This is a genomic window from Sulfuricystis thermophila, assembly GCF_004323595.1.
GTDB classification, from domain to species: domain Bacteria; phylum Pseudomonadota; class Gammaproteobacteria; order Burkholderiales; family Rhodocyclaceae; genus Sulfuricystis; species Sulfuricystis thermophila.
Genome location: NZ_AP019373.1, coordinates 1,123,315 through 1,136,513 on the forward strand (window position 1 = coordinate 1,123,315; position 13,199 = coordinate 1,136,513).

At 63.8% G+C, this 13,199-nt stretch carries 10 protein-coding genes and 3 tRNA genes; 10 read left to right on the forward strand and 3 right to left on the reverse strand.

The features are described from left to right. Positions 1-18: 18 nt before the first annotated feature. Positions 19-861 carry a dihydropteroate synthase gene (folP, locus tag M52SOB_RS05710; RefSeq protein WP_131110982.1) on the forward strand — a complete coding sequence of 281 codons (843 nt, stop codon included), beginning with the start codon at positions 19-21 and terminating at the stop codon, positions 859-861. Then, on the forward strand, positions 861-2,228 hold the full coding sequence (glmM, locus tag M52SOB_RS05715; RefSeq protein ID WP_131110983.1) for a phosphoglucosamine mutase: 1,368 nt from the start codon (positions 861-863) through the stop codon (positions 2,226-2,228). The genes folP and glmM overlap by 1 nt, the downstream gene beginning before the upstream one ends. 90 nt (positions 2,229-2,318) lie before the next feature. Here glmM and M52SOB_RS05720 read toward each other — a convergent pair whose 3' ends face one another. Genes M52SOB_RS05720 through M52SOB_RS05730 form a run of 3 tightly spaced genes read right to left on the reverse strand, consistent with a single transcriptional unit; the run spans position 2,319 to position 4,401 of the window. Next, on the reverse strand, positions 2,319-2,699 hold the full coding sequence (locus M52SOB_RS05720) for a diacylglycerol kinase (RefSeq protein WP_131110984.1): 381 nt from the start codon (positions 2,697-2,699) through the stop codon (positions 2,319-2,321). A gap of 34 nt (positions 2,700-2,733) precedes the next feature. After that, positions 2,734-3,747, reverse strand: coding sequence for an inorganic phosphate transporter (locus M52SOB_RS05725; protein WP_131110985.1), 1,014 nt, complete (start codon positions 3,745-3,747; stop codon positions 2,734-2,736). 15 nt (positions 3,748-3,762) lie between these two features. Beyond that, positions 3,763-4,401, reverse strand: a complete 639-nt coding sequence (locus M52SOB_RS05730) for a DUF47 domain-containing protein (RefSeq protein ID WP_172601756.1) — start codon at positions 4,399-4,401, stop codon at positions 3,763-3,765. 144 nt (positions 4,402-4,545) lie between these two features. Here M52SOB_RS05730 and M52SOB_RS05735 point away from each other — a divergent pair. The 8 genes from M52SOB_RS05735 to M52SOB_RS05770 all read left to right on the forward strand — a co-directional run bounded on the left by M52SOB_RS05735 (position 4,546) and on the right by M52SOB_RS05770 (position 13,196). Then, positions 4,546-4,622, forward strand: a tRNA-Pro gene (locus M52SOB_RS05735). A 30-nt stretch (positions 4,623-4,652) separates the two neighbouring features. Further along, positions 4,653-4,729, forward strand: a tRNA-Arg gene (locus M52SOB_RS05740). 12 nt (positions 4,730-4,741) lie between these two features. Continuing rightward, a tRNA-His gene (locus M52SOB_RS05745) sits at positions 4,742-4,817 on the forward strand. A 129-nt stretch (positions 4,818-4,946) separates the two neighbouring features. Continuing rightward, complete coding sequence (locus tag M52SOB_RS05750) at positions 4,947-5,636, forward strand: TetR/AcrR family transcriptional regulator (protein WP_131110987.1); 690 nt, start codon at positions 4,947-4,949, stop codon at positions 5,634-5,636. 24 nt (positions 5,637-5,660) lie between these two features. Further along, positions 5,661-8,009, forward strand: coding sequence for an acyl-CoA dehydrogenase (locus M52SOB_RS05755; RefSeq protein WP_131110988.1), 2,349 nt, complete (start codon positions 5,661-5,663; stop codon positions 8,007-8,009). Positions 8,010-8,154: 145 nt separating this feature from the next. Further along, the gene (locus M52SOB_RS05760) at positions 8,155-9,471 is read left to right on the forward strand and encodes an OmpP1/FadL family transporter (RefSeq protein ID WP_131110989.1); all 1,317 of its coding nucleotides are present in this window, start codon (positions 8,155-8,157) and stop codon (positions 9,469-9,471) included. Between the two features lie 121 nt (positions 9,472-9,592). After that, complete coding sequence (locus tag M52SOB_RS05765; RefSeq protein WP_131110990.1) at positions 9,593-11,989, forward strand: 3-hydroxyacyl-CoA dehydrogenase/enoyl-CoA hydratase family protein; 2,397 nt, start codon at positions 9,593-9,595, stop codon at positions 11,987-11,989. A 10-nt stretch (positions 11,990-11,999) separates the two neighbouring features. Next, positions 12,000-13,196: an acetyl-CoA C-acyltransferase gene (locus M52SOB_RS05770; RefSeq protein WP_131110991.1), complete on the forward strand. Its 1,197-nt coding sequence runs from the start codon at positions 12,000-12,002 to the stop codon at positions 13,194-13,196. Positions 13,197-13,199 lie beyond the last annotated feature (3 nt).

The following is a 13,199-nucleotide window of genomic DNA, read 5'->3' on the forward strand; positions in this document are numbered from 1 at the left end:
GAATCGTATAATTCGGGCATGACGACGACCTTGCATTGCGGCCGTTACCGGCTGACGCTGGAGCGCCCGCTGATCATGGGCATCGTCAATCTGACGCCGGACTCGTTTTCGGGCGACGGCGTCGGCGACGATGCCAGCGCGGCGATCGCCCATGCCGAGGCCCAGCGCGCGGCGGGCGCCGACATCCTCGATCTGGGCGCCGAATCGTCGCGTCCCGGCGCGGCGCCGGTGCCTGCCGAGGTCGAGATCGCTCGCCTGCGACCGGTGCTGCGGGCGCTGCGCGACTGGGGGGTGCCGGTTTCCGTCGATACCTCGAAGCCGGAAGTGATGCGCCTGGCGATCGACGAGGGCGCGGCGCTGATCAACGACATCATGGCGCTGCGCGCGCCCGGCGCGCTGGAGGTGGTGGCGGAGAGCGACGCCGGCGTTTGTCTCATGCACATGCAGGGCGAGCCACGCACCATGCAGGCGAATCCGCAGTATGTCGATGTGGTCGAGGAGGTGCATGCTTTCCTCACCGCGCGCATGATGGCCTGCATCGCCGCCGGCATCGACAAGGAGCGGCTGATCGTCGATCCGGGGTTCGGTTTCGGCAAGACCGTGGCGCACAACTACACGTTGTTGCGCGAACTGCGCTGCTTCACGGAAATCGGCGTGCCGGTGTTGGCCGGGTTGTCGCGCAAATCGATGCTCGGCGCCGTGACCGGCCGCGAAGCCGGCAGCGCGCGCATGCCGGCCAGCGTGGCGGCGGCGGTGCTGGCGGTGGAGCGCGGTGCGGCCATCGTGCGCGTGCATGATGTCGCGGCGACCCGCGATGCGTTGGCAGTCTGGTCTGCCATGGAAGACAAGGGAGCGAGTTGATGGCGAGACGGTATTTCGGTACGGACGGGGTGCGCGGCCGCGTCGGGCAATTTCCCATCACGCCGGATTTCGCCCTGCGGCTGGGGTTTGCGGCGGGCGAAACCCTCGTCGCGCATGCGAAGGCCTCGGGGCACCAGCGCGATGGCGAGCGCCCAGCGGTGCTGATCGGCAAGGACACGCGCATCTCCGGTTATATGCTCGAAGCGGCGCTGGAAGCCGGCTTTGCCGCCGCCGGTGTCGATGTGATGTTATGCGGGCCGCTGCCGACGCCCGCCGTCGCCTATCTGACCCGCGCCCTGCGACTCGCTGCCGGCGTGGTGATTTCGGCTTCGCACAATCCTTATGACGACAACGGCATCAAGTTCTTCGCCGCCGGTGGCTGGAAACTGCCCGATGCAGTCGAGGAAGAGATCGAGGCGCGCCTGGCCGAACCGATGGGCTGCCGGCCTTCGAACGAGCTCGGCAAGGCGCGCCGTATCGACGACGCCGCGGGGCGCTACATCGAATTCTGCAAGAGTACCTTTCCCAACGATCTCGACTTGCGTGGCCTGAAGATCGTCGTCGATTGCGCGCATGGCGCCGCCTATGGCGTCGCGCCCAAAGTATTTCACGAACTCGGCGCCGAGGTGGTGGCGGTCGGCGCCCAGCCCGACGGTCTCAACATCAATGCCGGTGTCGGTGCGACGGCGCCGGCGTTCGTGCGCGAACAGGTGCTCAAGCACGAGGCCGATCTGGGCATCGCGCTCGATGGCGACGGCGACCGGGTGCTGATGGTCGATGCCGACGGCCGGCTGTTCGACGGCGATGCCCTGCTGTATGTGATCGCGCGCCGGCAGCAGGCTTCGAGGCGGCTGCCGGGAATCGTCGGCACCTTGATGAGCAATCTTGGCTTCGAGCAGGCGCTGGCGCGGCTCGGCATCGGCTTTGCGCGTGCCAAGGTCGGCGACCGTTACGTGCTCGAGCTGATGCAGGAAAAAGGCTGGCCACTCGGCGGCGAGAATTCCGGCCACATCATCTGCCTGGACCGGCATACCACGGGTGACGGCATCGTCGCCGCGCTGCAGGTGCTCGCCGCCTTGCGCGAACGCGGCGAGACGCTCGCCGAGGCTTGTGCCGATCTGACGATGTTCCCGCAGAAGCTGATCAACGTCCGCTTCACGAAGCCCTTCGACTGGCGCGGCAACGCCGACATCCAGGCCGCGACCTTACGTGCGGAGAAGCTCCTCGACGGCAAAGGTCGCGTGCTGTTGCGTCCTTCCGGTACCGAGCCGCTGCTGCGTGTGATGGTCGAAGGCGAGGATCAGGCGCTCGTGCTGGCGCAGGCCGAGGCGATTGCCGCCGCGGTGCGGGCGGCCGCCGACTCTTGAGGGGTGAGTGCCGTCCCGCCAGCGCCGACTTTTCGAGGTGAGTCGGTGCCCGGCGGGACGGTCTGATTCCCTCCAGCGCAGACCCTTTGATCAGCCGAACAGGACGAGTCCCCAGGTGGCCACGACGTTGATCAGCGCGACCAGTACGGCCGCACTGCCGATGTCCTTGGCGCGTTTGGCGAGGCGGTGCCGTTCGAGCGAGACACGATCGACGGCGGCCTCGATCGCCGAATTGATGAGTTCGACGATCAACACCAGGAGCACACTGCCAACCATCAGCGCCTTGCCCAGCCCGCTCGCGGGCATGAACAGGGCGAGCGGAATCAGTAGCAGGGCGAGCCAGGTTTCCTGGCGAAAGGCATCTTCGTGCCGATAAGCGGCAGCCAGCCCGTCGAGCGAATAACGCAACGCGTTGATCAGACGGGTGAGGCCGGTCTTGCCCTTGAACGGGCTTTCGTCATGCGATTCCATGCGCGAAAGATAGCAGCTTTGCGTCGCGCGCCGCTTACATGAACAGCGTGCCGAGCCACCAGAAGATCGCGGCGATCAGGCCGCTGGCGGGAATCGTCAATATCCAGGCGACGGCGAGATTGATCGAGATGTCCCAGCGCACGCGCTTCATGTTGTGCGCGGCGCCCGCGCCGGCGATCGCGCCGGTGATCGTGTGCGTGGTCGATACCGGGATGCCGCCCAGCGTGGCGAGGCCGAGACTGAGCGCACCGCCCATCGAAGCGCAGGAACCGCTCACCGAATTGAGCTTGGTGATCTTGGTGCCCATCGTCTTGACGATGCGCCAACCACCCAGGTAGGTGCCCCAGGCGATGGAGAGGTAGCAAGCGTAGATCACCCAGTTGGGCAGCGTGGCGACATCGGTGGTGGCGGCGCCGGCGCTGATCAACAGCAGCCAGATGATGCCGATGGTCTTCTGCGCATCATTGCCGCCGTGTGCCAGGCTGTAGGCGCCGGAGGTGAAGATCTGCGCGTAGTTGAACCAGCGCCGCACCTGCGCCGGCGTCTTGTTGCGGAACACCCAGGCGACCAGCACCATCAGCAGGCCACCGAGCATGAAACCGACGAACGGCGAGACGACGATGAAGACGAGGATCTTGGCAAAGCCGCTCCAGACGATCGGAGTGAGGCCGCCTGCCTTCGCGACGGTGGCGCCGACCAGGCCGCCGATCAGCGCATGCGAGGACGAGGAGGGGATGCCGTAGTACCAGGTGATGAGGTTCCAGATCAGCGCACCGCACAGTGCGCCGAAAATCACGTAATAGTCGACAAAGGCCGGCTCGACCGTGCCCTTGCCGATCGTCGCTGCGACCTTCAGTTGAAACACCCAGAGGGCGGCGAAGTTGAAAAAGGCAGCAAATAACACTGCCTGCTTCGGCGTCAGCACGCCGGTGGCGACGATGGTCGAGATCGAGTTGGCGCCGTCGTGAAAGCCGTTCATGAAATCGAAGGCCAGGGCGACGAAAATCAGGACCGCGAGGATCCCGACGCTGATGGTCAAACCTTCCATGATGGGGCCGGCCTTTCAGGCGTTTTCGATGAGGATTTCCTCGATGATGCGCGCCGTGTACTGACACTGGTCGAGCACGTGCTCCTGGAGGAAGTAAAACTCGCGCAGACGGATCGCCGTCCACATCTGGCCTTCGTCGGCGAACAGCCGTGTGATCGCCTTCTTCAGCAGCTTGTCCGCCTTGGTTTCGATCTCCTCGATCTCGTGGCAGAGGTTGATCGCCTCCTTGGTGCGCGTCTTGTCACCGAGCACGACCACGGCGCGACTCAGGCGCAGGCAGGCATCGGAGGTCAGGGCGGCAAGCTCGCGCGACTCGGGGGTCGAGTCGGTGATGTGATACATGCCAACCGCATTGGCGACGTCCTGCAGCTTGCCGAGGATCTGGTCCAGCGCCAGCGTCAGCGCATGGATCTCGTCGCGGCTGAACGGCGTGATGAAGGATTTGTGCAGCAGGGCGACCATCTCCATCTTGATCTTGTCGCCGCTGCGCTCGTTCATGACGATTTCCTTGACCAGCGCCTCGTGCTCGCTGGACTGCGTGCCAAGCGTGTTGATCAGCCGCAGCGTGGCATTGGCCGCCGCGATCACGCGATCCGCATGGGCATTGAGGAGCTCGAAGAATTCCTTGCGATGGGGCATCATGCCACTGAACATGCCTGGGTTCCTTTGCAAAGCCGAAAATCCGCTGCCGCGCATGTTACAAAAATGTGACTCACAGTGTGGGTTTTCTTCCTCGTCGGCGATGGCTTGCGAAATTCGTTTGACCGTCGGCACACGCATCGCTAGAATGCGCGCTCTCGGGGTGTAGCGCAGCCCGGTAGCGCGCTTGCTTTGGGAGCAAGATGTCGGGGGTTCGAATCCCTCCACCCCGACCAGGCGCCTGCATCTCCGACCGCTTGACGGGACCGCCCGTAGCTCAACCGGATAGAGCACCGGCCTTCTAAGCCGGGGGTTGTGAGTTCGAGTCTCGCCGGGCGGGCCAGGTTTCCAGGTGGTGGACGTAGCTCAGTTGGTAGAGTCCCGGATTGTGATTCCGGTTGTCGTGGGTTCGAGTCCCATCGTCCACCCCACCCGACTTCTCATCTCCCTCTCGTCTCAGTATGGTCTTGTGGCATGACTGATTCTTGCCCGAGATGTCTTGCATGGAAAAATTTTTTCCAGTACATTTCAAACGAACGTATGAATAATTCGGAGCTGCGATGAAGAATCCGCGCGAGAACCAGACGGTCGATACCCGGGAACGCATCCTCGACGTCGCCGAGCGGCTGTTCATGGAATACGGCTTTGATGGCACTTCGATGCGTCAGATCACCGGTGAGGCGGGGGTGAATCTGGCGGCCGTCAATTATCACTTCGGCAGCAAGGAGGCGCTGCTGCAGGCAGTGTTTCGCCGCCGGCTGGCCTGTCTGAACGAGGAGCGGCTGCGCGTGCTCGACCGGCTCGAAGCCGAAGCCGGCGGCAAGCCGCTGAAGCCTTCGCAGATCGTCGATGCTTTTTTCGGCACCATGCTGCGCATGGCACAGGACGAGGATTGCGGCGGGCAGATCTTCCTGCGCCTGTTGGGGCGCACGATGACCGAGCCGGCCGAGTTCATCCGCACCTTTCTCGCCAAGGAATACCGCGAGGTGCTCGAACGTTACAAGGCGGCGTTGTTCCGCGCGCTGCCGGAAGTGCCGCATGCCGAGATCGTCTGGCGCTTCCATTTCATGCTCGGCGCAACCTCCTACGCGATCGCCGGTACCGACGCGCTGCGGCTCGTCACCGATTGGGAGATCGAAGAAGAAGATTCGATCGACCGGCTCGATCGCCTGCTGCCGCGGCTGATGAGCTTCCTGCTGGGAGGCCTGCGGGCGCCGTTGCCGGAATTCGGCGACGCGAAGAATACTTGATCGACAAAGGAGAGGAGTCGAGTAATGACTATAGGATACTGGATGTGGCTGGGGCTGATCATTGCCGTGGGGGGCGTTTTCATCGTCCGGCCGTTGCGCCGTGCCGTGCTGTCAGCGCCGATTTTCGCCACCTATCGGCGCCTGTTGCCGCCGATGTCGGACACCGAGCGCGCGGCGCTCGAAGCCGGCAGCGTCTGGTGGGAAGGGGAGCTGTTTTCCGGCAAACCGGACTGGCAGCGGCTGTTACGCCTGCCGAAGCCGACGCTCAGCGCCGAGGAGCAGTCCTTCCTCGATCACGAGGTCGAGGAAGTCTGCGCCATGGTCGATGAGTGGCGCATCAGCCGCGAGCTCTACGATCTGCCGCCGCAAGTCTGGGATTATCTGAAGCGCAAGGGCTTCTTCGGCATGATCATCCCGAAGCGCTATGGTGGGCTGGAATTCTCGGCCTATGCGCACTCGCAGGTGGTGACCAAGCTGTCGACGCGCTCTTCGGCCTTGGCGGTGACGGTGATGGTGCCGAACTCGCTCGGCCCGGCCGAACTGCTGCTGCACTATGGCACCGAGGAGCAGAAAAACCACTATCTGCCGCGGCTGGCGCGCGGCGAGGAGATTCCGGCCTTCGCGCTGACCAGCCCCTGGGCTGGCTCGGATGCGGCCTCGATCCCCGACGTCGGCATCGTCTGCAAGGGCGACTGGCAGGGCCGCGAGGTGATCGGCATGCGCGTGAGCTGGGACAAGCGTTACATCACGCTGGCGCCGGTGTGCACCTTGCTGGGCCTCGCCTTCCGGCTCTATGACCCGGAAGGCCTGCTCGGTGACAAGAAGGATCTCGGCATCACCTGCGCGCTGGTGCCGGCCGATCATCCAGGTGTCGAACTCGGTCGCCGGCATTTCCCGCTCGATGCAATGTTCATGAACGGGCCGACGCGCGGTCGGGACGTATTCATGCCGCTCGATTTCATCATCGGCGGGCCGCGAATGGCCGGCCAGGGCTGGCGTATGTTGATGGAATGCCTGGCGGCGGGTCGTGCGATCTCACTGCCCTCGTCCAACACCGGCATGGCGCAGCTCACCGCACGCGCGGTGGGCGGCTATGCGCGCGTGCGCCAGCAGTTCGGCATGCCGGTCGGCCGCTTCGAGGGCGTCGAAGAGGCGCTGACGCGCATCGCCGCCTACACCTATCTGATGGATGCGACGCGCAAATTCACCGCTGGCGCGGTCGATCTCGGCGAAAAGCCGGCCGTCGCCTCGGCGATCGCCAAGTATCACGTCACCGAGCGGGCGCGCAAGGTGGTCAGCGACGGCATGGACGTGATCGGCGGCAAGGGCATCTGTCTCGGTCCGTCGAACTTCCTCGGCCGCGCCTGGCAGCAGGCGCCGATCGGCATCACCGTCGAGGGTGCGAATATCCTCACCCGTTCGCTGATCATCTTCGGCCAGGGGGCGATCCGCTGCCATCCCTATCTGTTCGCCGAGATGTCGGCGGCCAGGGAGGCCGATGCCAGAGAGGGGCTCGAACGCTTCGACCGCGCCTTCTGGGGGCATGTCGGCTTCACGCTGAAGAACGGTCTGCGCGCCTTCTGGCTGGGGCTGACCGGCTCGCACTTCGTGCGCATCGAAGCGGCGGTGGCGCCCGAGATGCGGCGTTATTACCAGCAGCTGACGCGCTTTGCGGCGGCTTTCGCGTTTCTCGCCGACATTGCGCTGCTGGTGATGGGCGGTAGTCTCAAGCGGCGTGAGAAGCTCTCGGCACGGCTCGGCGACATCCTGGCGGCGCTCTATCTGATGTCCGCCACGTTGAAGCGTTTCGAGGACGAAGGCCGCCAGGCCGCCGATGCACCGCTCGCACACTGGGCGATCTGGGACACGATGTATCAGGCGCAGCAGGCCTTCGAGGGCGTGATCGGCAACTTCCCGAACCGCTGGGTGGCCGCCTTCTTGCGCCGTACGATCTTTCCGTGGGGACATCCCTATGTCGTGCCTTCGGATGCGCTGGGTCACCGGGCGGCGCGGCTGTTGCTCGAGCCCTCGGCGACGCGCGACCGGCTCACCGCCGAGTGCTTCGTGCCGCGTGACGAAAACGAACCGGTCGGCGCGATCGAGCTGGCGCTCGCCGCGACGCTCGCCGCCGAACCGATCGAGACCAAGATTCGCACCGCCGAGCGTGAGGGCCGTTTCGCCAATGATCCGCGTGCCAACACGCGCCAGATCGCACAACTCGCGCTGGAACGCGGCGTGATCGGCAGCGCCGAATACGAAACGCTCAGACTGCGCGACCGTCTGCGCGACATCGTCATCCGCGTCGACGACTTCCCGTTCGATTTCGGCCGCGCCGCGGTAACCGCCGTCGAAACGGAAAGGCTGGCCGCCTGACGCTCATCGGCCGCATGTTGTGGAAATGGCACAGCGAGGAGGGTAGAAAAGCCGTTCAAACGAAATTTCAAACAGCTGTTTAGGTTTAAATCGATTTCGTCACCGTGTGGGTTGCCCCATTCAACATATCAAAGGAGGAGTCAACATGCAGAAACGTTTCACCCCCCGAATTCTCGCCGCGGCGCTGGCCGCAATGGCCTCTGGTGGCGCATGGGCGTCGGGCTTTGCGCTGCAAAACCAGACGGGTTCTGGAAATGGCAACGCCTTCGCCGGCGCTGCGGCCGCCGCCGAGGATGCGGGCACGATCATGTGGAACCCTGCAGGCATGGTTTATTTGCCGCAGGGTCACACTATCTCATTGGCCGGAACCTTGCTCGATCGTTCGCTTAAATTCACGAACAACGGTTCATCAGCTGCCACGACTCCCCTGGGGATAATTGCACCTTTGCCGACAACTGCCAACGGCGGAGATGCTGGCACTCTGGCACTGATTCCGGCGGGTTATTGGGCATATGCCCTGACTCCGGATCTGCGTATTGGAATCGGCGTTTCCCCAACCTTCGGCAACAAGACGGAATACGATTTCGATTTCGTTGGCCGCAATGCAGGCTATTTCGCCGAGATCAAGCAGGTCAATTTCAATCCTTCGATCGCCTTCAAACTGAATGAGAAAGTGTCCTTGGGCTTCGGTCTCGACATTGCTTATAACGAGACTCACTTCAAGCAGGGCTACCCGATTACTGCAGCCCCGGTGCCTGCATTGAATTCTGCCAATAACTTCGTCGATCTGAAAGGCGATGATTGGTCGGTGGGATACAACCTCGGCCTGATGTTCCAGGTTTCCCCAAGCACGCGTGTCGGTGTTACCTATCGTTCGACGATCAAATTCGATCTCGAAGGCAAATACGATGTGAATACGCCAGTACCGGCTGCCCAATTCGTCGATCAGGACATCAAGGCGACGCTGAAAACGCCGGACAGTCTTTCGCTAGCCGTGTCTCAAAAGCTGAACGACCGCTGGGAGATGCTCGGCGACATCACCTGGACCGGCTGGAGTGTGATCGATACGCTCGTGGTCAAGAACAAGAATACTGGTGCGACCATCACTTCTCTGAGCTACAACTTCCGTGATACCTGGCGGATCGGTCTTGGAGCCAACTATCACTACAACGATGCGTGGAAGTTCCGCTTTGGAATTGCCTATGACCGTTCGCCGGTCAAATCCGCCGCAGACAGGACAATGACGCTGCCTGACTCGGACCGCACCTGGATAGCCTTTGGCGCCAAATACACGATCTCTCCGAAGAGCTCGCTCGATTTCGGCTATGCGCATATCTTTTTCAAGGATGCCTCGACCGAACGTGAGGTGCGCAGCAGTGCGCTTGGACTGCTGCAGACCATCCGCGGGAGTTGGGATAACACCGCCGATCTGCTCTCAGTGCAATACAACCACACTTTCTGATTCTTATTCCGTCATCGCCCCCGGCTTTACCCCGGGGGCTTTTTTTTCGCATAGCGGTTGACATGCAGCCGATGTTTCGACTTACAATTCAAACGTTCGTTTTACTCCTGAGGAGAGGGAAGTGGAAAAACTGACCATCAAACGTGTCGCCGTGCTCGGCGCGGGCGTCATGGGTGCGCAGATCGCCGCGCATCTGGCCAATGCGCGGGTGCCGGTGCTGCTGTTCGACCTGCCGGCCAAAGAAGGTGGCAAGAACGCGATCGTCGACAAGGCGCTCGCCGGACTCAAGAAACTGAAACCCGCGCCGCTGGCGACGGCGCGTGTTCTGCCCTACATCGAAGCGGCCAATTACGACGAGGATCTGGCGAAGCTCGCCGGCTGCGATCTGGTGATCGAGGCGATCGCCGAACGGCTCGATTGGAAGAAGGAACTCTACGCGAAGATCGCGCCGCATCTGACGCCCACCGCGATCCTTGCTTCGAACACTTCGGGGCTGTCGCTGACCGGGCTCGACGCGACCTTGCCCGAAGCCTTGCGTCCGCGCTTCTGCGGCATCCATTTCTTCAACCCGCCGCGCTACATGCATCTGGTCGAATTGATCGCCGCGCCGGCCACCCAAGCCGGCCTGCTCGACGATCTCGAAACCTGGCTGACGATGCGGCTCGGCAAGGGCGTGGTGCGCGCCTTCGACACGCCGAACTTCGTCGCCAACCGCATCGGCGTGTTCTCGATGCTGGCCGCGATGCATCACACGCAGGCCTTCGGTCTCGGCTTCGACGAAGTCGATGCGCTCACCGGCCCGCTGATCGGCCGGCCGAAGAGCGCGACCTACCGCACCGCCGACGTGGTGGGGCTCGACACGCTGGCGCACGTCATCCGGACGATGCAGGAAGCATTGCCGGCTGATCCCTGGCATGCCCATTTCCAGACCCCGCTGTGGCTGTCGCTGCTGATCGAGAAGGGGGTGCTGGGGCAGAAGGTCGGCGCCGGCATCTACCGCAAACAGGGCAAGGAGATCCTCGTCCTCGATCTCGCTGCACGCGATTACCGTGCGTCGGGAAAGACCGTGGCCGAGGAAGTGGCGGCGATCCTCAAGCTCAAGAACCCGGCCGAGAAGTTTGCCCAGCTGCGTGCCTCCTCGCACCCGCAGGCGCAGTTCCTGTGGGCGATCTTCCGCGACCTGTTCCATTATGCCGCCTATCATCTGGGCGAGATTGCCGACAACGCACGCGACGTCGATCTGGCGCTGCGCTGGGGCTTCGGCTGGGCTTTCGGTCCGTTCGAGACGTGGCAGGCGGCCGGCTGGCAGGCGATCGCCGCGGCGATCGCGGCCGACATCGCCGCCGGCAAGGCGATGAGCACAGCGCCGCTGCCGACCTGGGTGACCGATGGCAGAAGCGGCGTGCATACGCCAGCCGGCTCCTGGTCGGCGCGCAACGCGGCTTATACGCCGCGCTCGGCACTGCCGGTCTACCGGCGCCAGCTGTTCCCGGAAGTGCTCGTCGGCGAAGCGCTGCGCTCGTTCGAACAGGCCGGCGAGACGCTCTATGCCAACGAAGGCGTGCGGCTGTGGCGTCTGCCGGAAGTCGATGCCGGCATCGCCATCCTCTCGGTGATCTCGAAGAACCATACCCTCGGCAACGAGGTGCTCGATGGCATCCAGGCCGCCGTGCGTGTGGCCGAGGAGAAGCTCGATGGCCTGACGATCTGGCATCCGGCGCCGTTCGCGGTCGGTGCGAACCTGAAACAGGTGTTGCAGGCGATCCAGGCCAATGAATGGCAGTTGCTGGAAGGCACGGTGGAGAAATTCCAGCGCACCTCGCAAGCGCTGAAATATGCGCAGGTGCCGGTGGTGGCCGCGGTCGAGGGCATGGCGCTGGGCGGCGGTTGCGAGTTCCTGATGCACTGTGCGCATCGCGTGCTGGCGCTGGAAAGCTACGTCGGCCTGGTCGAGGCCGGTGTCGGCTTGATCCCGGCCGGGGGCGGCTGCAAGGAGTTCGCCATCCGTGCCGCCGCGCTGGCGGCGCAGACGGCGACGCCGAACGAAGTGTTTCCGTTCCTGCAGACGGTATTCCAGACCATCGCGATGGCCAAGGTGGCCGGCAGCGCGCTGGAAGCGATCGACTATGGCTTCGCGCGGGAAGCCGACACGGTGCGCTTCAATGCCAAGGAGCTGCTCTATGTGGCATTGAAGCAGGCGCGCGCACTGGCCGATGCCGGCTTCGTCCCGCCGCTGCCGGCGCGTGACGTACCGGTCGCCGGACGCACCGGCATCGCCAACTGCGAAATGATGCTGGTCAATATGAAGGAAGGCGGCATGATCTCGGCGCACGACTACCGCGTCGCCAAGGCCACGGCGGTGGCGCTTTGCGGCGGCGAGATCGAGGCCGGCAGCCGCGTCGACGAGGAATGGCTGCTGACCATCGAGCGCCGCGAGTTCATGCGTCTGTTGCGCACGCCCGAGACGCAGGCGCGCATCGCGCACATGATGGAAACCGGCAAGCCGCTGCGTAATTGAGGAGAATCAGATGAACAAGCAAATCCAGGACGCCTATATCGTTGCCGCCAAGCGGCTGCCGGTGGCGAAGAAGAATGGCATGTTTCGGCACGTGCGGCCCGACGACATGCTCGCTCATGCGATTCGTGCCGTCGTCGCCGAAGTTCCGCAACTCGATCCGGCCCGCATCGGCGACGTGATCGTCGGCTGTGCGATGCCCGAGGCGGAACAGGGCATGAACGTCGCGCGCATCGGCCTGCTGCTCGCCGGGCTGCCGGTGTCGGTACCCGGCATGACCATCAACCGCTTTTGCTCCTCGGGCCTGCAGGCGGTCTCCGATGCGGCCAACCAGATCCGTCTCGGTCTTGCCGATGTCATGATCGCGGCGGGCACCGAATCGATGACGGTCATGCCGCAGATGATGGGCAACAAGGTGGCGATCAACCCTGCGGTGTTCACGGACGAGAACGTCGGCATCGCCTATGGCATGGGACTGACCGCCGAAAAGGTGGCGAGCCGCTGGCAGGTGACGCGCGAAGATCAGGATGCCTTCGCGCTCGAATCGCACCGCCGCGCGCTGGCGGCGATCGCGGCCGGCCATTTCGAGGCCGAGATCACGCCCTACACGGTGCGCGAGCAGTTGCCGAACCTCGCCACCGGTGAGGTCGTGACGCGTGAATTCGTCGCCGAGAACGATGAGGGACCCCGTGCCGACAGCGCGATGGAAAAGCTCGCGAAACTGAAGCCGGTGTTCCATGCCCGGGGTTCGGTGACGGCGGGCAATTCCTCGCAGATGTCGGATGGCGCGGCGGCGGTCCTGCTGATGTCGGAACGGGCGCTGAAGGAATCCGGTGCCACGCCGCTGGCGCGCTTCGTCGGCTTTGCGGTCGCCGGTGTCGAACCGGAGATCATGGGCGTCGGTCCGATCGCGGCGATCCCGAAGGTTCTGGCGCAGACGCGCGTGAAACAGGAGGAACTCGACTGGATCGAGCTCAACGAAGCCTTTGCGGCACAGTCGCTGGCGGTGATCCGCGAGCTCGGCCTCGATGCGGCGAAGGTCAATCCGCTCGGTGGGGCGATCGCCCTGGGCCATCCGCTCGGCGCCACCGGTGCGATCCGCACCGCGACCGTCGTGCATGGCCTGAGGCGCACGGGGGGACGCTATGGCATGGTGACGATGTGTATCGGCACCGGTATGGGGGCGGCCGGGATTTTCGAGCGCCTGTAAGTT